Source organism: Mycobacterium sp. BMJ-28 (genome assembly GCF_054404835.1).
Genome location: NZ_CM136783.1, coordinates 3,044,145 through 3,064,990, shown reverse-complemented (window position 1 = coordinate 3,064,990; position 20,846 = coordinate 3,044,145). Strand labels below are relative to the sequence as shown.

General features: G+C 65.0%; 22 protein-coding genes. 8 read left to right on the top strand and 14 right to left on the bottom strand.

Annotated elements, in window-relative coordinates; all coding sequences use genetic code 11:
* The first annotated feature begins 114 nt into the window (after positions 1–114).
* Both ACXPWS_RS15235 and ACXPWS_RS15230 read left to right on the top strand, forming a co-directional pair.
* Positions 115–1,245 carry a PrpF domain-containing protein gene (locus ACXPWS_RS15235; protein WP_458713219.1) on the top strand — a complete coding sequence of 377 codons (1,131 nt, stop codon included), beginning with the start codon at positions 115–117 and terminating at the stop codon, positions 1,243–1,245.
* 65 nt (positions 1,246–1,310) lie between these two features.
* A complete protein-coding gene (locus ACXPWS_RS15230) occupies positions 1,311–2,468 on the top strand; it encodes a serine hydrolase domain-containing protein (protein ID WP_458713218.1) in 1,158 nt (385 codons plus the stop codon).
* 12 nt (positions 2,469–2,480) lie between these two features.
* Here ACXPWS_RS15230 and ACXPWS_RS15225 read toward each other — a convergent pair whose 3' ends face one another.
* From ACXPWS_RS15225 to ACXPWS_RS15185, 9 genes are all read right to left on the bottom strand, one after another.
* A complete protein-coding gene (locus tag ACXPWS_RS15225) occupies positions 2,481–3,374 on the bottom strand; it encodes a helix-turn-helix domain-containing protein (protein ID WP_458713217.1) in 894 nt (297 codons plus the stop codon).
* Positions 3,375–3,438: 64 nt separating this feature from the next.
* Positions 3,439–4,233 (bottom strand): SDR family oxidoreductase, encoded by a 795-nt coding sequence (locus tag ACXPWS_RS15220; protein WP_458713216.1) that lies wholly within the window; start codon positions 4,231–4,233, stop codon positions 3,439–3,441.
* 160 nt (positions 4,234–4,393) lie between these two features.
* Positions 4,394–5,206 (bottom strand): NAD-dependent epimerase/dehydratase family protein, encoded by an 813-nt coding sequence (locus ACXPWS_RS15215; protein ID WP_458713215.1) that lies wholly within the window; start codon positions 5,204–5,206, stop codon positions 4,394–4,396.
* Positions 5,203–5,667 (bottom strand): MarR family winged helix-turn-helix transcriptional regulator, encoded by a 465-nt coding sequence (locus ACXPWS_RS15210; protein WP_458713214.1) that lies wholly within the window; start codon positions 5,665–5,667, stop codon positions 5,203–5,205. The genes ACXPWS_RS15215 and ACXPWS_RS15210 overlap by 4 nt, the downstream gene beginning before the upstream one ends.
* 39 nt (positions 5,668–5,706) lie before the next feature.
* A complete protein-coding gene (locus tag ACXPWS_RS15205) occupies positions 5,707–6,399 on the bottom strand; it encodes a helix-turn-helix transcriptional regulator (RefSeq protein WP_458713213.1) in 693 nt (230 codons plus the stop codon).
* Positions 6,400–6,420: 21 nt separating this feature from the next.
* Positions 6,421–6,825 (bottom strand): nuclear transport factor 2 family protein, encoded by a 405-nt coding sequence (locus ACXPWS_RS15200; protein ID WP_458713212.1) that lies wholly within the window; start codon positions 6,823–6,825, stop codon positions 6,421–6,423.
* Between the two features lie 159 nt (positions 6,826–6,984).
* Complete coding sequence (locus ACXPWS_RS15195; RefSeq protein WP_458713211.1) at positions 6,985–7,593, bottom strand: prolyl hydroxylase family protein; 609 nt, start codon at positions 7,591–7,593, stop codon at positions 6,985–6,987.
* Positions 7,593–8,450, bottom strand: a complete 858-nt coding sequence (locus tag ACXPWS_RS15190; RefSeq protein WP_458713210.1) for a GlcNAc-transferase family protein — start codon at positions 8,448–8,450, stop codon at positions 7,593–7,595. The genes ACXPWS_RS15195 and ACXPWS_RS15190 overlap by 1 nt, the downstream gene beginning before the upstream one ends.
* A 30-nt stretch (positions 8,451–8,480) precedes the next feature.
* The gene (locus ACXPWS_RS15185) at positions 8,481–8,750 is read right to left on the bottom strand and encodes a hypothetical protein (RefSeq protein ID WP_458713209.1); all 270 of its coding nucleotides are present in this window, start codon (positions 8,748–8,750) and stop codon (positions 8,481–8,483) included.
* 265 nt (positions 8,751–9,015) lie between these two features.
* On the opposite strand from ACXPWS_RS15185, the gene ACXPWS_RS15180 reads away from it, so the two are divergent.
* Positions 9,016–10,692 carry a GMC family oxidoreductase gene (locus ACXPWS_RS15180; RefSeq protein ID WP_458713208.1) on the top strand — a complete coding sequence of 559 codons (1,677 nt, stop codon included), beginning with the start codon at positions 9,016–9,018 and terminating at the stop codon, positions 10,690–10,692.
* An 81-nt stretch (positions 10,693–10,773) separates the two neighbouring features.
* Positions 10,774–11,583, top strand: a complete 810-nt coding sequence (locus ACXPWS_RS15175; RefSeq protein ID WP_458713207.1) for an LLM class F420-dependent oxidoreductase — start codon at positions 10,774–10,776, stop codon at positions 11,581–11,583.
* A 42-nt stretch (positions 11,584–11,625) separates the two neighbouring features.
* On the opposite strand, the gene ACXPWS_RS15170 is transcribed toward ACXPWS_RS15175, so the two are convergent.
* Positions 11,626–12,096 (bottom strand): TetR/AcrR family transcriptional regulator, encoded by a 471-nt coding sequence (locus ACXPWS_RS15170; RefSeq protein WP_458713206.1) that lies wholly within the window; start codon positions 12,094–12,096, stop codon positions 11,626–11,628.
* Positions 12,097–12,284: 188 nt separating this feature from the next.
* Here ACXPWS_RS15170 and ACXPWS_RS15165 point away from each other — a divergent pair, with 188 nt between their 5' ends.
* Positions 12,285–13,139 carry an alpha/beta hydrolase gene (locus tag ACXPWS_RS15165; RefSeq protein ID WP_458713205.1) on the top strand — a complete coding sequence of 285 codons (855 nt, stop codon included), beginning with the start codon at positions 12,285–12,287 and terminating at the stop codon, positions 13,137–13,139.
* A gap of 45 nt (positions 13,140–13,184) precedes the next feature.
* Here ACXPWS_RS15165 and ACXPWS_RS15160 read toward each other — a convergent pair whose 3' ends face one another.
* The 4 genes from ACXPWS_RS15160 to ACXPWS_RS15145 all read right to left on the bottom strand — a co-directional run bounded on the left by ACXPWS_RS15160 (position 13,185) and on the right by ACXPWS_RS15145 (position 16,633).
* Positions 13,185–14,306: an FAD-dependent oxidoreductase gene (locus ACXPWS_RS15160; RefSeq protein ID WP_458713204.1), complete on the bottom strand. Its 1,122-nt coding sequence runs from the start codon at positions 14,304–14,306 to the stop codon at positions 13,185–13,187.
* Between the two features lie 231 nt (positions 14,307–14,537).
* Positions 14,538–15,161: an NADPH-dependent F420 reductase gene (locus ACXPWS_RS15155; protein ID WP_458713203.1), complete on the bottom strand. Its 624-nt coding sequence runs from the start codon at positions 15,159–15,161 to the stop codon at positions 14,538–14,540.
* A gap of 108 nt (positions 15,162–15,269) precedes the next feature.
* Positions 15,270–15,695 carry a hypothetical protein gene (locus ACXPWS_RS15150; protein WP_458713202.1) on the bottom strand — a complete coding sequence of 142 codons (426 nt, stop codon included), beginning with the start codon at positions 15,693–15,695 and terminating at the stop codon, positions 15,270–15,272.
* The gene (locus ACXPWS_RS15145) at positions 15,692–16,633 is read right to left on the bottom strand and encodes an SDR family oxidoreductase (protein ID WP_458713201.1); all 942 of its coding nucleotides are present in this window, start codon (positions 16,631–16,633) and stop codon (positions 15,692–15,694) included. Before ACXPWS_RS15145 ends, ACXPWS_RS15150 begins: the two co-directional genes overlap by 4 nt.
* A gap of 251 nt (positions 16,634–16,884) precedes the next feature.
* Here ACXPWS_RS15145 and ACXPWS_RS15140 point away from each other — a divergent pair, with 251 nt between their 5' ends.
* The 3 genes from ACXPWS_RS15140 to ACXPWS_RS15130 all read left to right on the top strand — a co-directional run bounded on the left by ACXPWS_RS15140 (position 16,885) and on the right by ACXPWS_RS15130 (position 20,845).
* Positions 16,885–17,367, top strand: coding sequence for a MarR family winged helix-turn-helix transcriptional regulator (locus ACXPWS_RS15140; protein WP_458713200.1), 483 nt, complete (start codon positions 16,885–16,887; stop codon positions 17,365–17,367).
* A gap of 101 nt (positions 17,368–17,468) precedes the next feature.
* Complete coding sequence (locus tag ACXPWS_RS15135; protein WP_458713199.1) at positions 17,469–18,710, top strand: PucR family transcriptional regulator; 1,242 nt, start codon at positions 17,469–17,471, stop codon at positions 18,708–18,710.
* A 131-nt stretch (positions 18,711–18,841) separates the two neighbouring features.
* Entirely contained in the window at positions 18,842–20,845 is a 2,004-nt protein-coding gene (locus ACXPWS_RS15130) for a fatty acid desaturase (RefSeq protein ID WP_458713198.1), read from the top strand.
* Position 20,846: the final 1 nt, after the last annotated feature.

The following is a 20,846-nucleotide window of genomic DNA, read 5'->3' as shown; positions in this document are numbered from 1 at the left end:
CGTGGCTTAAGCAACGCTTAAGCCCCGTCATCATTCTCGCGATTGTCCTTCACCCGTATCGCGGCCACAGTGGAGTCAGCTCCCCGTCCGCCGTGCAGAAAGGTCAGACCTGACATGCTCACACTTCGCGCAACCTGGATGCGGGGCGGCACCAGCAAGTGCTGGCTGTTCAACGCCGTCGACGTCGACCCGCTGATCCCCACGGCCGGGGGCATCGACGCCCTGCTCATCTCGGCGTTCGGCTCCGGGGATCCCCGCCAGCTCGACGGCGTCGGCGGTGGCAGTTCGACCACCTCGAAGGCCGCCATCGTGCGACGCTCCGCCGCCTCGGGCATCGACGTCGACTATCTCTTCGCCCAGGTCGCGATCGGTGACCGCAGAGTGGAGTGGGGCAGCAACTGCGGTAACTGCGCCACCGCGATCGGTCTGTACGCGCTGCAATCCGGGCTCGTCGCCGTCGACAACGCCGTCACCACGGTGCGGATGCGCAACCAGAACACCGGGGCCGTCCTCACCGCCGAGATCGCCACACCGGGCGGCGCCATCCCGAGCGAGGGTAACGCCGCCGTACCCGGCACCAACGCGCTGGGAGTGCCCGTGGGGCTGACCTTCACCGGGCTTTCGTCCGACACCGGCACGCTGTTGCCGACGGGCAACGCCGTCGACTTCGTCACTGCCGTAGGTCGGTCCCATGCGGGCACGATGGTAATCGCCGGCGCCCCCGCCGCACTGTTCGACGCAGCCGGCCTCGGCCTCACCGGCGCGGAGGACAACGGCGTCATCGCCGAGCACCTGCCGCTCCTGGTGGCCTTGCGGCAACAGTCCTCACTGCGAATGGGCTTGTCGAAGCCGGGTGACCCCATCGGCCACGCCATTCCCAAGGTGGGCATCGTCGGCGCGCCGCGCGACTATCGCACCACCGCAGGTGACACCGTCGGCGCCGACGATTACGACATCTCCGTACGCATGCTGTCCATGCTTGCGCCGCATCCCGCCATCGGGCTGACCTCAGCGGTCGCCGTCGCAGCGGCGTCGACCATCGCCGATGGGATCGTCGCCCGCGCGCTTCACGGTTCGACGCCAACGCTGCTGCGGCTGGGAACGCCTGCGGGCGTCCTGCACATCGACCTCACCCACGCAGCCGATGGCACGCTCGAGTCGGCCACCCTGCACCGAGCGGCCCGACGGATCGCCATCGCCGAATTGTTCGTCACGGCACCGGCGCTGGCCGCCGCCGGAGCCTGACGGACTGTGCGCAGTCGCCCGGAATCCACACCCGACCAATACTGGAACGTGTTCTAATCCGGTATATGTCCAGTTCAGCGGCGGGGCACGCTGACCCCGCGTTCGCGGAAGTGAAAACCGTATTTGAAGCAGGTTTAGCCAACGGCGACGACCTCGGCGCCGCGGTGGCCGTATTCGTCGACGGTCGCGCGGTGGTGGATCTGTGGGGAGGCATCGCCGACAGACGGACCGGGCGTCCATGGGCACACGACACGGCTTGTCCGACCTTTTCCTGCACCAAGGGTGTGACGGCGACCGCGGCCCTCATGGTCGCCCAGCAAGGCGGCCACGGTGCCGACGAACCGGTGAGCGCCTGGTGGCCGGAGTTCGCACAACACGACAAACACGAGACCACACTGAGCGACCTGCTGGCCCACCGCGCCGGATTACCCGTCTTGGAGCGCCCGGTTTCGGTGGCGCAAGCCGCGGATCCCGCGGCCATGGCCGACCTGTTGGCCCGCCAGTGCCCGCTGTGGCAGCCCGGGACCGAACATGGTTACCACGCTTTGACTTTCGGATGGCTGGTCGGCGAATTCGTGCGCCGCCACACCAGCATGACAGTCGGCGAGTTCACCCGCCGCCACTTGGGCGATCGGCTCCTCATCGGCGCTTCCGGTGCGGCGGTGCGCGAGGCGGCCCGGGTCAGTTCGCCGCCGCCCGAGCAGCGTGTCTGGAGCGCCGAGAACGCGCCGCCGATACCGGACGACACAGTCGCCGAAATGGTGGCCGCCTTCGCCGATCCAGAATCGCTGTTCATCCGGGCATCATCGAATCCCGTTGCCTCCTACAATGATCCAGAAGTGCTGGCAGCCGGCTGGCCCGCGGCCGGCCTGGTCACCACCGCTCGTGATCTGGCCACGTTCTACGGCGACCTGATCGGCGGAACACTGGTCGCCCCGGGTCTGCTACGGGAAGCGATCACAGAACGCGTACGTGGCCGCGACCGGGTGCTGCGCTTGGAAAGCGCATTCGGCCTCGGCTACATGCTGCCGTCGCAGAACTTCGTGGTGCCCGAACCTGCGAAATCGACCGTCTTCGGTCACCCAGGGGCTGGCGGCTCGGTGGGACTGGCCGATCTCGAACACAACGTCGCTTTCGCCTTCGTACCCAATCTTCGCCGCGATTGGCTGGCCGGCGATCGCCGCGCCCACCGGCTCATCGCCGCGGTGTACGACGCGCTGTGACACCGCAGCCGGCTATCCGCCGACGGAATGAAGCTCGGTCGCCGAACTTTCCTGGCTGGCCCACGCCGCCAACAGGGCCAGATTGTCAGCGGCCGGCCCTCCCGTCGGTGCGGTGTAGACATTCAACTGCAGGCCAGGTTCGGTGGGCAGATCCATGGACGCGAAATTCAAGTCGAGCAAGCCCACCACCGGATGGTGCACCCGCTTGCTCCCGTGTCCGTGCAGCTGCACGTTCCGAGATGCCCATTGCTGCCGGAATAGCTCACTGCACGTCGACAATTCGCCCACCAAGGCGATGAGCTCCTCGTCATGGGGGTTACGGCCCACTTCCATCCGCAACATCGCGGCCGCGTTTCGCGCCGCCTGGTCGTAGTCGACGAAGAACGCCGACGCCTCGCTGGGATGCAGGTACACAAACCGCGCCGTGTTGGCGGGCCGCCGTGGGTCGGCCAGCACCGGTGAAAAGAGCGCCCGACCAAGGTGATTCATGGCAAGCACGTCGTGGCGTCCGTTGCGGATCAACGCCGGCGCACCGGTGATGGCGTCGAGCACCTCTTGCAGCGCGGGACGCACCGCCGCGGCAGGTTTGGGCTGCCGTCGACCGCCGGGTGCCCCGGACTCGCGTGCGAGATGGAACAGGTGATCGCGCTCCGCGTCGTTGAGCTGTAGGGCGGCGGCCAGCGCGTCGAGCACGCCCTCTGAGGTGCCGGCCAGTGTGCCGCGCTCAATGCGTACGTAGTACTCCACCGATATCCCGGCGAGTAGCGCTACCTCCTCTCGACGCAGACCCTTGACCCGGCGTTTACCACCGTAGGCGGGCAGTCCCGCCATCGCAGGCGCGATGCGGGCGCGACGCGACCTCAGAAATTCTTGGATCTCGGTGCGCAGATCTAGCGTGGCGTCCATCCATTCACCGTAGGCCGGCGCCGCAACCGAAGGGAGGTACCGCCAATACCCTGAAACTCCGGGGTCACGCGGTCGTGGCGATCCCTCCGTCGACGGGGACGATGGTGCCCGTCAGGTATGCACCTGCCCGGCTGGCGAGGAACACGGCGACTCCCGCCATGTCGTCGTCGCGGCCGATCCGGCGCAGCGGGGCCGATGCCGCGATCGCCTCGCCGAACTCGTCGAGGGTGGCCGCCATCATCGTCGACGGGAACGGTCCAGGCGCCACCGCATTCACCGAGATGTGCTGCGGGCCCAGCTCCTTGGCGAGCACTCTGGTGAGTTGATGCAGCGCGGCCTTGCTGCTGGAGTACGAGTAGTTGGGCCGCTGCGGGATGTGGATGGCGGCGATGCTGCCGATGTTGATGATCCGCGCGGGATCGTCAGCGGTCCCAGCGCTGCGAAGCGCCGGCAGCAGCGCCTGCACCAGCCAAAACGGCGACTTCAGGTTGAGGTCGATCACGGTGTCCCAGGCTGCGTCCGGAAACGTCTCCAACGGCTCGTCCCACATTGCGCCCGCATTGTTGACCAGGATGTCGAGAGTCCCAGAATCGGCCGTGACGAGGTGCGCGAGGCGCTCACACTCCTCGTGCCGAGACAGATCGGCGGGGACCGCCCAGACGTCGCCGTATTCGGACAGTTGTTCCTGCGCCTGAGCGCACGCTTCTGCGTTGCGTGAGCTGATGACCACGCGAGCGCCCGCCTGGAGAAGCCCGCGCGCGATCATCATCCCGATACCCCTGGTGCCACCGGTGACCAGGCCTCGCTTACCGCTCAGGTCGAAAAGCTCTGTATGCGTCGCGAATTGGCTGTTTGCCACGTGTCACCTTCTTGTTGGTCGGACAACTCCTCGTTTCACGGTAGGCGATAGTCCGGACACCAAGGAGATCCCGGTAATGCGGGTACTGCCAGAGTCCCCTTGTGGCTTTGACAAGTGAAAGTGGCCCCATCAGAAACGGCTCCAGGAATATTGCGCGTGGTTACATCCGACCTTCTTGGACGGCCTGATAAACCGTCCGTACGACCGGTTGAAACCCCAGCCGGCGCGCCTGCGAGGCATCCATGTGGATGTACCACGGATTTGTCAGAGGTTTCGAGGACGGTTCCATGCTGCCTCCGACCAGCTCAACGAGCTCGTAGACCGAGGTGGGCGCATCATCGGCGATGTTGATAATCCGCCCGTCGAATGTGCCGCTCAGAGCGAGCATGGTGGCAGTCGCAATGTCGCGGTGATGGATCATGCTCATCCTCTGAGCCGGATGGAACCTGCCTTCCGCGAGCTGCGGCAAGGATTCCAGGTGTCCGTCCTGGTCTCCGTAGACGAAGCCGTACCGCATGATCGCCCAATTCAGACCGCTACAGCGCAGTTCGTTCTCCGCTGCGAGTTTGCTCGCCGGATAATCCAATTTCGGTGCCGCCGAATCGTCTTCGCGTCCGGGGCGCGCGGCGTCCTCGTCATAGATCAAGGCGGTGCTGGCCATGATGAACCGCACGTGCGGTGCGTGGGCCTGGGCTGCGGTGATGAGGTTGCGCGACCCCTCGAGGTTGCTCTTCCAGATGAGCTCGGTGTCGGTGGTTCGAAAGGTCGCCGCGAGATGGACGATGGCGTCGACGCCTCGCACCGCGCAAGCAAGCGCGTCTGGGTCGAGCAGGTCGGCCTGCACCGCCATCGCCCCGTCCGGGAGTGCTTTATCGCCGCGCACCAGAGCACGGCACTCCACGCCTTCGGCCAACAGCCGGGGAAGGAGTCGCGTTCCCACCAATCCGGTCGCGCCGGTGAGCAATACGATCATGTGGTTCCGTCCTCTCGTTTGGTGGAACTGGTGAGACGGTGGGTGGCAATGCGCAGAACGCGCGCCGCGGTAGCGAGATCGGCAGCATCCATGCCGTCGAACGCCACATCCTCGATGCGGGACAAGTCAGGCAGCTCGTTCCACAGCCGCGCCCCGGCTGACGTCAGTTGAAGTAGCTTCTGGCGCTGGTCGACGCGATCGGGTAACTGTTCGACAAATCCCTTGCGCGCCAACGTGGTCACCACAACGCTCAGCGTTGCGCGCTCCACATTGAGTGTCCGCTGAAGATCGCGCTGCAGAGTCGGTCCCTCGTGCGCCAACTGATAGAGCACATACCACTGGGTTGCGCCGATGCCGTGCGGTCGCAGCGCATCCTCCATTACTGCACGTGCTGCCATGTAGCACCGCTTGGCCCAGCGCCCCACGGATTGCTCGGTGGCGTCATCCACTTCGTTAGGCACCAAACAATCATGTTTGGCACCTAACTAAATGTCAAGGCCTCACCCGAGCCGCCGGGTGCGCCACCGCGACAGATCCGTGTCGAGCAGCGCGGGATCACGCTCGGGAAATACCTCTCCGGTGATCTCCAGATGCCGGATGCGGTGGAGGTGAAATCCGCGGATGCCTTCACGCAGCCGGCACCATCCCACGAACATCCATGAATCACCTCCGCGCAGCAGCCCCATCGCCTCCACGTCACGGATGGTGTGGGTCTCGCCGTCCTCGGAGGCATAGTCCAGCCGCATGACCCGGCGCGCGGCGATCGCCTCGGGAATCAGCGGGATCGCCGCCTCGGACGGGGGCTGGGCATCGATGACGAACATCGACGCCAACGCCTCATCGACCGGCGCGAGCTGATCCTCGCGGCTGATCGCGAGGACCTTGGCCCGCGCCCGACGCGCCGCCGCGCCATATGGCGAGTTCTCCAGCAGGCCAAGCCCCGCAAGCACCGCCAGCGACTCCGGCACCGTGAGGTTCAGCGGCGGCAGGGAGTGTTCCCGCAGGATCGAATAACCGCCCGACACCCCATGGTCGGCGTAGATCGGGACCCCCGCGAGCTGCAGGGACTGGATGTCACGCTCAATCGTGCGCTTCGAGACCTCGAACTCCTCGGAGAGCCGCGCGGCCGACAACGGCCGGCGCGATCCCCGCAGCAGATCGACCAGCGCGTACAACCGCTCGGCTCTCCTCATGGAGGTGAGTCTCCCCCGCTCTCAGGCGAGGTGCGCACGCGTCCCGGTCACCGACCACACCTCACGGATCAGCCCCTCCTCGGTGAAGTCGAAGACATCGATCCCGCCCGCAGCCACCTCCCCGTCTTGCACGTTCCACAGCATCCGCCCGTGCGAGCCATCCACGGCCCGCGTGACCTCGGTGAACACCACACCAGGATGCTGCTCGCGATACCGATCCAGGAACCGAGCGAAACTCTGTGCACCCCGTACGTCGTCGCCCGGGTTCGACCCATCGGTATCGGAGATCAGAAAATGAATCCGGAAGTCCGCACTACAGATCCGACGCGCGATCTCGCTGTCCGTGTTCCACATCTCCAACCACTTCGCGAGCGCCGCATCTGCGGCAGCCCAATCTGTTTCCACTCTGTTCGCGTTCTCAGTCATGACACCAGCATCAGACCGTGCCGCGACAACGGTATGTCGGTGTTTGTGAGCCGAGTCGAGAGGCACGACACAACGCTCGATCTGCGCATCGGCATCCCGGAAGAGTCTGCGAACTGTTCAGGACGCGCCATGACCGTCAACTCCTGCGGTCAACGGTCATCACACCGGTCGGAACGGCCGCTCGCGAACCCACGTGGTAAGTGCAACCTTGCGCCCCTTGCGAACTGGTCGTGCCACGTGTTCCATCACCGGGTCCGGCGTGCCCTCCGGTGTGAGGTTGTGCCACGCCAGTAGCCGCCCCGCCCGCGGCGCCACGGAAAGATGCAGGTGCGGAAACCACGTGTTCCCGCCTGCGGCCGGCGCATGCAAGTACAGCAGTATTGTGGTGGTGCGCTCACCGGCAGGCTCTGACCCGAACAGCCCCGCATCGTGGTGGCGCCGAAATCCTGTGCGGTAGCCGTAACGCAGCGCCTGCCACTGTTCGAGTCGCGCCACGTCGACGCCGAGCGCTCGGCACATCGAAGCCTCGATGGTGCGCAGTCGCGCTTGCAGCTCATCGGTGAACCAGAACTGCGTTGTCGATTCGCTGGTGCGTCCCGCGGTCACATGCGACTGCACCTGTCCATCCTGGGCGGCTGAAATCACCGTGCTGCGACGCCACAGAGCGTGATCCAGTTCGTCGACGATCTCACGACATTCATCGACAGTCAGAACACCGTCCCGCCACAAAATACGTTCCTGGTCAATCTCTTTGGCCAAAGTGCTCATCAGAGGACCAGCCTCGTGAGAGTAAAGTTCTCGTAGTCGTCGACTGTGCGGACGCTGCCCAGACGCAGCGTGTCGTCAACCTCGTCGCCGACGAAGAGGCGTCGCATCAGCTCCAGCGACCGTGCATGTTGCCGATGCCACTGAGGGTGATCATCCCAGTGTGGCACACGTGCGCCACGGTCGTAACTATGCCACCCGACGATGCGGTGCGGATGGTAGAGGTCATAACCGCTGGTGTAGGCCCGCACACCGGTGACGACCTCGTCGCCGAAGAAGTAGATGTGCGGGCTGAATGGGATCTCGACGTTGAAGAGCCCTGCGGTGAAAATGAAATGTAGTGAGAGAAAGTCCGCTTCCAGCGGTTCGGTGAGGGTGGTCCACAACGGGATCGGCGTGCTCGCCAATCGTGTCAGGACGCCGGAGTCCCGGCTGTACGGGATCATTCGGTACGGTCGCTTCCGCCGGGCTCCGGGTTCCCGCTGCGGATCGTACGGCGGCAAGTAGGCCGTCAGAAGGGGTTTGGCCACGCCTGCATGCCGCAACTGGCGATACATGGTGATCAGGATGTCGTCCCATCCGCGAACGAACCTGTGGTGCGAGTCGATGACCAGGGTATATGCCTCGCCGTCCCAGCGCCGCTGGGCGATTGCTCGCGCCCAGTTACAACCCTGACTGTCCTCGGCGGGAAACTCCAGGATCTCCACCCCCGGCAGTTCCCATATAGCCGGAGGCAGCGCGTCGCCGGGTGCGCGTTGCCAGACGACGCATGTCCGTAAACGTTCGGGCGCAGCCGCATTCGCGTACAGACTCTGCAACGTCTTCGGTAATTCGGCGTCTCGATATGAAGGGATTTGCACGAAAATCTTTGGAGGACAACGCATAGCACGTCAGAGCGCGTCGAGTCGTTTGTTGATGACGGTGACATCCCGGCTGATCTTGAGCAGCTGCCGCATCACCTCGTCGATCGTCGCGCTCTCCAATACCTTGCACGGATCTGGGGGTGGCTTAGGGACACCGCCGGGTAACGATCCACCGTCGGGGGTGTCGAGGGTATAGCGACGGATGATCGCGATCAGCACGTCGGGGTTCTCCCGGAGGTCGATGATCGGCCCGTGATCAGCGATCACCTGGTTGATAACTTGCTTTTCTGACGGCATGGCCGGCTCCTAGTTGGGTGCGCGCACTTCGTAGTGGTGGCGGACAGTGACATCCCCGACCTGGACGCTATTCGCGGCGAAGCCCGGGAACACAGGTAGTCGACTACGCATCGTGCCGATTGCTGCAGGTTCCGGTCGCTGTAATGCGCGAAACCGTGGATTCCACTACTACCCACATCGCCGCGCACACGCACGTGAATGTCCCCGGCGCGGCGGGCATCGCCCACTAGGCTACGCATCCAACGCCTGGAGGACCGATGCTGGAATGAGCCCCGTCGCCGACTTCGACTTCGTCATCGTGGGAGCGGGCAGTGCGGGCTGCCTGCTCGCCAACCGGCTCAGCGCCAACCCCGATCACCGTGTGCTGTTGATTGAGGCCGGCGGCAAAGACGACTGGTTCTGGATCAAGGTGCCGGTGGGCTACCTGTACACCATTGCCAACCCCCGCACCGACTGGTGCTTCACCACCGAGGCCGATCCGGGCCTGGCCGGCCGCAGCATTCACTACGCGCGGGGCCGCGTGATCGGCGGCTCGTCGTCGATCAACGCCATGATCCATATGCGCGGACAAGCCTCCGATTACGAACTGTGGGCGCAAGCCACCGGTGACGAGCGATGGCTTTGGGATGGTGCCGGCGAGACCCTGGCGATCTACAAAAAGTTGGAGGACTACTTCGGCGGAGCCGACGACTGGCACGGCGCCGGCGGTGAGATCCCCGTCGAGCGGCCGCGGGTGCGCTGGAAGATTCTGGACGCTTGGCAGGCCGCCGCGGCCCAGATGGGCATCGCCCCGATCGAGGAGTTCAACCGCGGCGACAACGCCGGCAGTGCGTACTTTCATGTCAACCAACGGCGGGGCCGCCGGTGGTCGATGGCCGATGCCTTCCTGCATCCCGTGGCCCACCGACCAAATCTCACCATCTACACCCACACGCAGGCCTTGCAGCTGCTGATCGACGACCATGTCGACGACGAGCAGCGTCGCGGGGCCTGGACCACAGCCCGGCACCGCGCCACCGGGGTGCGGCTGCGCAAAGACGGTCAGATCATCGACGTTCGGGCCCGCCGGGAGGTGATCCTGAGCGCCGGGGCGATCGGTTCGCCGCAGCTCATGCAGGTGTCGGGTCTGGGACCGGCCGGGCTGCTCACCCAGCATCAGGTGCCGGTGTCGGTCGATCTGCCCGGAGTGGGTGAAAACCTCCAAGACCATCTGCAGCTGCGAACGGTCTACCGGGTGCGGGGCGCCCACACCGTCAACACGCTGTACCGGAATTGGATCACCCGTGCAGGCATGGGACTTCAGTACGTGTTGCTGCGCTCAGGACCCATGACCATGCCGCCCTCCACGCTGGGAGCATTCGCCAAAAGCGATTCCGCGCTGGCCAGTCCCGATCTGGAATGGCACGTACAGCCCTTGTCGTTGGCCAAGTTCGGCGAACCGCTACATCCTTTCGGAGCGATCACCCCCTCGGTCTGCAATCTGCGACCCAGCTCGCGGGGTCATGTGCGGATAGCCGGCCCAGATCCGCTGAGCTACCCGAAGATCTCCTGCAACTACCTTTCCACCGACGCCGACCGTCGAGCCGCCGTGCAGGGCTTGAGGATGACCCGGCAGATCATGGCGGCGCAGCCCCTGGCCCGCTACGGCCCAGAAGAATTGCTTCCCGGCCCACAACTGGTGAGCGACGACGACCTGCAGCAGGCGGCCCGTGAGCTCGGCACCACCATCTTTCATCCGGTGGGCACCTGCGCGATGGGAGCCTTCGACTCACGCGGTCGGCCGCGGTCGGCCGCCACGGTGCTCGACACCGACTGTCGCGTGTACCGCGTCGCCGGCCTGCGAGTGGCCGATGCTTCGGCGATGCCCACCATCACGTCCGGGAACACCAACGCGCCGGTCATGCTGATCGCGGAACGCGCAGCGCGGGCGATCCTGGCATGAGCCGACAGGCCGAACCGGAATAAACTCCGTGCCCGGTGAACTTGGCTCAAGAGTCGCCCCCTCCCCGACTCAGGAGCATCCATGACCCGTCCCCTCCGCGTCGCCGTCCAGATCCAGCCCGGCGGCGCGCCCGCTTACCGCACCTGGCGCGACGCCGTCCTGGCCGCCGACGACCTCGGCGTCGACGTGATCTTCGGCTACGACCACTTTCACCGCCCGGCGATGAAGGAAATCGTCGACGGCAAGCCGGTCATGTTCGACAAGCAACCCGACGTTGCCAACTTCGAGGGTTGGACCGCGCTCGCGTCGTGGGGCGAGATCACCTCACACGCCGAGATCGGGCTTCTCGTCACCGGCGTCGGCTACCGCAACGCCGACCTGCTCGCCGACATGGCCCGCACCGTCGATCACATCAGCGGCGGCCGACTCATCTTCGGCCTCGGCGCAGGATGGTATGAAAAGGATTACACCACTTATGGTTACGACTTCGGCACCTTCGGCTCTCGCTTCGATCTGTTCGACGAGAGCTTGATCCGGATCGAGAACCGGCTCGCTGCCCTGATTCCGCCGCCCGTGCGCAAACTTCCGATCCTCATCGGCGGCACCGGGCCCAAGCGCTCGCTGCCCGCCGTTGCCCGGCACGCCGACATCTGGCACGCGTTCCAGGACCTCGATGCCTTCCGCAGGTCCAGCGACCGCGTCGACGAGCTGGCAGCGACGTTCGGCCGCAACGGCGCCGACATCGAACGTTCGACCCTGTGGGAGAACTCTGACAGCGCCGACGCCTTCCGCGCGGCAGGAGTCACGCTGTTCCAGACCGAACTCACCGCCGACAACGGTTACGACCTCACGTCACTCAAGGAGGTGCTCACCTGGCGGGACAACGGGTGAGGCGGTGGTAACCGCCCGGACACAATCGATTTGGCGGTTACCTCAGCCTTTCTTCATGCGCAGGATCAAGGCGAGCGCGTCCTGCGAGTGGACCGCTGGAGTCAGAACTTCTCGCAAGAGCAGCCCGCGGATCGCGGCGATGGCGACGGTGGCCATGCTCAACGCTTCCTGCGCCTCGCATCCTTCGCGTTCCGCCAGCGCGGCCAGCATCGTCGTGAGGTCATCGAGCGAGTCGATGAACTCGCGAAAGTCCCCCGGGCTGTATGCGGCGAGGCCTGCGACGTGAAAGAAGCCGCGGACACGCGACAGCTGCCGCGGGCGGGTGTAGGCCCGCCAGATCGCCACGACGAGGTCATCAAAGGTGCCCTGCTGGGCAGTCTTGAGCAGCGCCTCGTTGTCACGAGCTCGCTGCGCCGTGAGCATGGCCGCCAAGACACCCGACAGTGACCCGAAGTGGTACCGCAGCAGGGCGTGGCTGGTCTGGGCCTGGGTAGCAACTTCGCGCAATGACACCTCCGGCGAGGGGATGGTCCCTGCGTAGGCGTCGAGGAGCCGACCCAGGAGACGGGCGCGTGCGTCGCCCCTCCGTTCCGCGCTTGACAAGATCACCTCCGCAGTTTATCCATTGGATAACAATTATCCAATGGAAAAATGGCTGAGCCGCCGCGCCGCGCGGAACGCCGAGTTGTGAAGGACCTTCGATGAGCTCCATGTGGCAAGGCTGTCTCGCCGACACCGACTATTTCGAGATGCGTTCCAGCGGTGGGCATGACTACGGCGTCTGGGTGACCACGCCACCGGGCTACAACCGCGCCACGACCCAAGCGGCTGTCGTGTATGTGCTCGACGGGAACTGGGCTGTGGGCCTGACGGCTCCGCTCATCGTCACCCAGATGGACCCCATGCAACGCATCCAACCCTACGTTCAAGTCAGTGTCGGCTACGCGGGTGAGGAGGCACAAGACTGGGATCGGCTACGCAACAGAGACTTTGTGCCACCCGGCGAGCCCATCGCCAAGGAGCTCATCGATGCCGTGGAGATGGGATTGCAGGCGGGCGCAAGGACACGCGAGGAGGCCGACGCCTACCTCGCCGAATTGCGTGACACCCACGCCGATGTTTTCCTGAGCTTCCTGACCACGGAACTGCACCCGCGGATCGAACGCGACTACGGCACAGCCACAAGCGGTCATGGCCTGTTCGGCTACTCCTACGGAGGACTCTTCAGCCTCTACACCTGGCTCACCGGCGCCACGCTTTTCGAGAGCATCGGGGCGGGCAGCCCCGGCGTGATCGGCGAAGACAGTCAGATCTTCGCCCAGCTCCACCAGATGGGTGCGGGCCGGCGTGCCGCCAAACTCCACGTGACCTTCAACGACCGGGAGCTTCTCGGAGACCTGGCCGTCTACCAAAGCCTCGCGAAGAACACGGCCACCGTCCTTCATCGCCTCACCGCGCGTGGCGAGGCGGTCACCCGCGAGATCCTGCACGAAACGCATGTGACCGGCCTGCAGGCCTCGTTCCTCAGTTACCTCAGGACCTGCCGTTCCCTGTAGGCGCGAACATCGCTCTGCGCAAAAGCTCCTCCGACCAGTAGCCGGTCACGCGCGGTGGCGGAACAAGTCGACGACGCCGTTCGGGGCGTCGTCGCCGAAGAACCGCAGCAGATTGTGTGCACTCTGCACGGCAGTCTCTGCGCTGCGCGGAAACAGTGCGCCTTCATACAAGTTGATCGCGCGCTCGATGTCGTTGAGTTCTGCAACAAGGTGTTTGGCAAGTTCTGCGGCGTCGAACATCGCGAGATTGGCGCCTTGCCCGGTGAACGGAGACATGAGGTGTGCTGCGTCGCCGAGCAAGGTCACGCCCGGCGCCGGATTCCATCGGTGCCCCGTGGGCAGCGCGTAGATGGGACGCAGTACGGGGCTCGTCACGTTCTGCACCACCAAGTCGATCAGCGCGGGCGCCCAGCCGCTGAAACGACGAGCCAGCAGATTTCGTACGGCTGCTTCGTCCGAGGTGTTGATCGACTCAACCCAATCCTGTGGCTCGTTGACCGCGACGTATCCACTCAGCGTGCCGTCCGCGTTGTGGTGGGCCAGGATGCCCTGTCCCGGTGCGACGGCCATGAGCGTGCCGCGGCCGATGATTGCTTTGTGGCTGGGCGATAGCTGATGGCCGCTAGGTGATTGGATCGTGACGAAGCAGGTGCCGGTGTACCCGGGCGCGACACCAGAAACCGCTTGTCGCACTGTCGACCACGCGCCGTCGGCGCCCACGACCAGCCGCGCTGTGATCGAAGGGCTGTGATCGAAGAGAACCTCGGGACGGCTGTTGGCGGCGACAATCACACGGACCGCCTTGTGCCCCCAGCGGACAGTGCCGGTCGGCAGCGCGTCGATCAACATGTTCCGTAGGTCGCCGCGATCCACTTCGGGTCGAGCACCGACGGTGCTTCCCGGCCGGTCGAACAGAACCTGGCCTTGTGAATCCACGATGCGTTTCGCGTCCTCCGCAGGCCGGATGAGTGCGCGAAAAGAGTTCTCGAGGCCGGCATTCCGCAGCGCGACCTGCCCGGTGTGTTCCTCGATGTCCAGCAGACCGCCCTGCCCGCGAACTATCGGTGCGGCTTCGGCTTCGTACACCACTGCCGGCACACCGTGACGGTGCAGCGTGCGCGCGAGGACGAGGCCGCCGAGACCGGCTCCAATGATGGCGATAGACATGTGTTACTCAGCGCTCCTCTGCCGCGGCCCGACGATGAGTCGGGCTCCTTGCTGGAAGACGCTGGGCAGCTGAACGCAGGAGCAGCAACCGTGTATGCGACCGTATGCACGGCCGGTTTTCGCGATACCGCCAGGTTAAGCTGCGTGGGTACGTGCTGACAAGCCAGCCACGCCCGACCGGGGACGGAGCCGCCAGTCACTCACGGTGACAACGCTGCGGTGCGGTGCGACTCAGCTCGGAAACTCGACGGCGCCGAGAGCGACATCGAAGTTCTCCACCCCGTGACGGGCCAGGCCCATCAGGACCAGACCCGTTCCTTCCAGCCAGTGCGCCATGTTCAAGCCGCCGACGTCGAGCGGGCGCAGCCCGAGGCTCGCGATGAATTCCGATACGCCCGCCTTGGCCTGCGCATCGTCGCCGGCGAAGAACACGTCGGGCGTGCGGCCCTTCTCCAGGACATGACCGAAGACGGTGTTGAATGCCTTCACCACGCTGGCCCCGGCCGGGGCCGCCCTGGCGACTTCCTGCGCGATCGAGGTGTCGTCGGGAATAGCGAGCCCGTCGGCCTCGGAGTTGAAGGGATTGCTGATGTCGACGATGACCTTGCCCGACAAGGCGTTTCCGTACTTGGAGACAACCGGCACGACGTCGGCGTACCTCAGTGCCACGATGACGATGTCCCCGGCCGGGACGGCGCCGAAATCTGCTGTCGCGGCCCCGCCGAGGGCCTTGGCGAGGTCGGCGGCCTTGTCTCGGTCGCGGCCGATGATCTCGACGGTGTTACCGCCCGCGACGGCCCGCGCGCCGATGGCGCGGGCCATGTTCCCGGTGCCGATGATGCTGATGCTGCTCATGAGCGTCCTTACTTCGTTATTGACGGAAAAGGTGGACACCTCCACCATATGCAGATTGGTTGCTATGTCAACCAAGTGCGCAATGTGGAGGTGGCTGCCACGATGTTGCTACCGGTCCCCGGTGCGTAATTCCCAGGGCTGCATGTCAATTGCCTCCGCAAGGTTGCGCTGCAGCGCGACGCCGGCCGGCAGGGTCCGGTAGAAGATGCTCACCTCGGCGATCTTCCCGTCCGCATCGAGCAGGACGAAGAAGATGCCGTTGACCGCGGCGTTGCCGACCTGCAGCCGGAAATGTGCGGCGTGGTGAGTCTGGCCGCTGAGCACCTCCATGTAGGTATCGTCGGACGACAGCGTGTTGACCCTCTTGATGGTCGCCACGGCGGCCTCGCGACCGACGACGGGCTCATCGCCGAACGGGCCGTATAACCGCACGTCCTCGGCGAGCAGCCAGCTGAGAGTGTTCTCGTCCACGCCGCCGTGAATGCAGTCGACGAAGGACTCCAACGTCTCGCGGTGCGGAGCGAACGTGGTCATGCGGCCGCTGCCGGGAAGTAGTGGCCGTTGTCCAGATCGGCGAACAGGTTGGGCTGCAGGGGTTCCCAGGCCAGGGCCTGGCGGGTGAGCAGGCTGGTCGCCGGGAAGGATCCGGTGGCAAGATCGGTGAACATGCCGAAGTATCCCGGCAGCATCAGTGCATCCACGGGCACGCTCACGACGGGCAGGCCCAGACGGCTGCCGATGGCCCCGGCGATCTCGCGGAACGCGATGCCCTCATCCTGAACCGCGTGCCAATATCGACCCGCCGGACCCTTCTCCAACGCCAAGCGGAACAGGGAGGCGACATCGCGTGCGTGGACTGCGCACCAACGATTCGTGCCGTCTCCGGGGTAGCCGGCGAAGCCCTTCTCCTTCGCGAGCGCGATCAGCCCCGGCAGGAAGCCAGCGTTGTCGGTCGTGTCGTGCGCGATAAGCGGGAGCCGCACGACCGAGGACCGCACTCCCTGCTCGGCGAGGTCAATTACAGCCCGTTCCACGACATTACGAACACGCAGCGTGCCCTTGTCCTCATCGCTGCTAGGCAGGGCCGGGTCGTCCTCGGTGGCCGGCCGACCCAGGTTTCCCGGTGAGCCGATGCTGCCCGCCGCTACCAGCGGCTTTCCGGTCCCTTCCAGCGCCTCGCCGTAGGCGAGCATGATCGGCAGCTCAGCGGCGGCCACGGCGTCCATCCCCCCGGAAGGCAGGAGGTCCTGCCGATGGGCGACGTGGATGACGCCGTCGGCGTCCGCGGCCGCTTCTTTGAGCCCGTCGAGATCCTCGAGGTCGCCGCGACGCACAGTCGCGCCGAGCGCGGACAGGGCCACCGCGGAGGCGTCCGAACGGGCCAGGCCAGTGACCTGGTGCCCGGCGGCGAGGAGTTCGGGGATGATGTGCGAACCGGAATGGCCGGTCCCGCCTGTGACGAAAACGCGCATGCTGTACTCCTTTTGATGGTGGTTGGTGCGTGTGCACTCAGCGGAGAAAGTTCACCCGCCAGAACGGGTACCGGCCGACGAGCGTGATTTCATTGCCACCCGCGATCGCGGGTGGCCAGCGCGCCGCGTCATGTTTCCGGTGCCGATGATGCTGATGTTGCTCACGGGGCTTCCTTTCATGGATACGATGGAGAGGTTGATAAGTCCACCTTAACCCCTTTTGTAGATGCGTCAACCAATCGAGGAGACCGATGGAACCGAACTGGCTGAACGCTCGAGAAGACCGCGCCTGGCGAGCGTTCGTATACGCGCATCACCGGCTCGAGGTCCACCTGGCCCGACGCTTGCAGGAATCGGGTCTGTCCGGAGCCGACTACGAGGTCCTGGCGGTGCTCTCCGCTCTGGACAACGACCGCATGTCCGCCCGCGAGCTGGGTAACGCGCTCGGATGGGAGAAAAGCCGTCTCTCCCACCAGGTGCGGCGCATGCAGGCGGATGGGCTGATCAGCCGCGAACCCAACCCCGGCGACGCACGCAGCACCATGGTCTGCCTGCTGCCGGCCGGCCGCGCCGCCATCGAGAAGGCCGCGCCCGGGCATGTGGAGGACGTCCGCCGGAACTTCATCGACCTGATGACTCCCGCCGAACTCGACATGCTCGCCGCCCTCAACGAGCGAATTCTGCACCGCCTGACCGATGGCGACGGCTCCCCCGCCGAAGACAAACCCTCGTGATCGACCGCGCACACCGCCGGTATCACTCAATGGGCGGCCTTGGCCAGCCCGGCAAAGTCATTCGTGGCGTTGGCGACCCGCCCCGACATTAGGGTGCAGTTATGGACGCGCCAGAGCCGGCCCACGCGGCGGACGTGGGAAGGGAGATTGCCGCGTCTCTGCTGGCGAACGTGACCGGTCTGGCCGAGGACATGCACAGCTACATCGTCAACCGGATACCCGAGGTCGGCGGTGACGCCGAACTTCGCGGCCTGACTCTGGGTTCGTGCTCGTCGAATCTCGAAGCGGTGCTTTCGATGTTCCGTCATGGGATCGACGTAGGGGCTGCCGAGGCGCCGGTACTGGCACTCGAACACGCGAGAGCAATGGCATCACGAGGGCACAGCGTCGACGTGATGCTGCGGTTCTATCGGTTGGGCCACGAGTACTTCACCGAGCAGTTGTCGAACTCGCTGCCGGAGTGGATCAACGACCCCGCGCTCGCCTTGAGAACTTTCACCGATCTCGAGCGGTTCGGGTTTCAATACATCGACCGCATCTCCACTTTGGTGGCTGCGGAATACGTAGCCGAACTGGATCGACGCCAGAACCAAGCGAGAGCCGAGCGCGACGATGTCGTGCGGGCACTGCTCGCCGGCGATCGTCTCGACCTGGCCAGGGCCGAACGTGTGCTCAGCCACCGGCTCACCGGCCGACAAATCGGTTACGTGTGCTGGGCCGAGGACCGCGGCGTCGACCTCGAGGGATTCGCCAGGCACGTCGGTCGGTTTCTCGGAGCGGGTCACTCACTGGTCGTGGCCGACGGCCCACTCGCGGTATGGGGATGGGCATCGATCACCGCAGACCAGAGCGCTTCCCTCACGGACGTCTCGACGGAGTTTTCTGGCGGATGCGCGCGCGCCCACCTCGCGCTGGGCTCGACCCATCCGGGGGCTGCAGGCTTCCGCACTTCCCACCTTGAGGCGCTGCGCACGCGCCGGATCGTCGAATTGTCCGGGCGCACCGCCCCATCGATCACTGCGTTCACCGATGTCGCGTTGGTGGATGCCATCTCGCGTGACCTCGATGCAGCCAGGGCGTATGTAGTCGCCCAGCTCGGCGATCTCGCCCGAGACGACACGAAAGAGCGCAACGAGCGCGCCACACTGTTGGCCGTGCTCAATGCACAGGGAAGCCTGACGACCGCGGCGCGGACCTTGGGAGTCCACAAGAACACGGTCCTGCAAAGGGTGCGTCGTGCCGAGGAGCGCATGGGACGGCTTGCCACCGTCAGGGTTGCCGAACTGCACGCCGCCCTCCTGGTGTGCGACGTGCTGGGAGCCTCTGTTTTGCCCGAGGGCTGACCGCGACGACAGGAAAACGCGCGCCCGCGATGTGCTCGCAGCACACCACAGAGGGCTGGGAACTCCTTGTTGACCGACTCCGGCGCTTTATAAGTTGGCATCTCATTCCCAAGCGCGGACCGAGGAGCCACATGTTGACCACGAATCAACATTCCCAAACCTCGACAGCGGAAGCGCAGCATGCCTTACCCGATTCGGGCGAGCAGGTTCCGGCGCTGTCCTGGCCGATCGTTGCCATCTTCACCTTCGCGCTTTCGCTCTTCGGCGCATCGACGTGGGCGGCGCTCACCCACACTTTGCCCGCGATGGCCACCATCGCCGCAAGCGCCGCAGCGATCTTCGTCCTGTTCACGGTGTTACACGATGCGTCGCACTATTCGATCAGTTCACATCGCTGGGTCAATGTCGCGTTCGGTCGCGTCGCCATGCTCTTTGTCTCGCCAGTGATTTCGTTCAAGTCGTTCGCGTTCATCCATATCGAGCATCACCGCAACACAAACGACGGTGAGCGCGACCCCGACCACTTCGTCAGCGCCGCACCGTGGTGGCAGCTGCCGGTGCGATTCCCTGCCATGGACCTGCCCTACCTCGGTCTCCTGGCGCGTCACGTGCGCAGGCGTCCGGTCGCCGAAATCATCGAAACGATGGCCTTGATGGGCTTTACCGTGGCAATGATCGTGGCGGCTACCTTTACGGGACATCTGTGGACGCTCGCGCTGATCTATTTGATTCCCGAGCGGGTGGCGATGTTCGTGCTGGCTTGGTGGTTCGACTGGCTGCCCCACCATGACCTGGAGGACACCCAACGCGAAAACCGCTACCGCGCAACCCGTAACCGCGTCGGCTCAGAGTGGATCCTGACTCCCCTGCTGTTGTCGCAGAACTACCACCTGGTCCACCACCTGCACCCATCGATTCCCTTCTATCGCTACGTTGCGGCGTGGCGGCGCAATGAGGCCGCCTACCTCGAACGCGACTCGGCGATCAGCACCGTCTTCGGACAACAGCTCGACGCCGCACAGTACCGAGAGTGGAAGCAACTCAACGGCAAACTCGCTACGCTGCTGCCGATCCGAATGCCGCGTTCCTCCGCCGCGCGCCACCACACCCACCCGATCCCGGTCAAAAGCGTCGAGCCCCTGACGCCAGGCAGCGTCAAAGTGACCTTCGACGTTCCCGACTACCTGAAGGGCGAATTCCAGTTCCAGGCGGGTCAACACGTCACGGTCGAACACCGCGTCGGCGGGGAACGGGTGCGACGAAACTACTCGATCTGCACGTCGGCCGCATCCGGCGAACTGGCGATCGGGGTACGGCGCATCGATGGCGGGACGTTCTCGACGTTCGCGGTCGAAACACTGCGCGCCGGTGATGTCCTGGAGTTGATGACGCCCACGGGTAGTTTCGGTGCACCCCTTGATCCGCTCGCTCGGCGCGACTACGTCGCGGTCGCGGCCGGCAGCGGCATCACGCCCATTCTGTCGATCATGCGCACCACCATGGAGATCGAGACTGAGAGCCGCTTCACCCTCTTCTACGGCAACCGAACCGAAGATTCCACCATGTTCGCCGGCGAGCTCGATGAACTCGAAACCCGCTACGCCGCCCGGTTGCGTGTCTTCCACATCCGCTCAGCCGAGGCCGGCCACCCGGTCGCTCTTCGCGGCCGCATCGATCTGGCGATGGTCCAACGGTTGCTCGGCGGTGACCCCACCTCGATCGACCGGTGGTACCTTTGCGGCCCAAGCGATCTGGTCATCACCATGCGAGGGGACCTCACGGCCGTCGGGGTACCGACCGAGCGGATACAACTCGAACTGTTCCGTGGGACGGACCGGCGACGAGGCGATGATCTTCCCAAGTCCGACGTCACCATCACGCTGTCCGGCGCGGCTCACACCGTCGAACTCGCCGCGGGTGACACCGTCCTCGAATCCGCACTGAAAAACAACATCGACGCACCGTACGCCTGTCTCGGGGGCGCGTGTGGCACGTGCAAAGCCAAGATCACGATGGGAGCAGTATCGATGGAGCAGAACTTCGCGCTCAGCAGAGCCGAGGTCGAGGACGGCTTCATACTGACGTGTCAATCCCATCCCACCACCCCCACGGTCGCCGTGGACTACGACAGTTGAG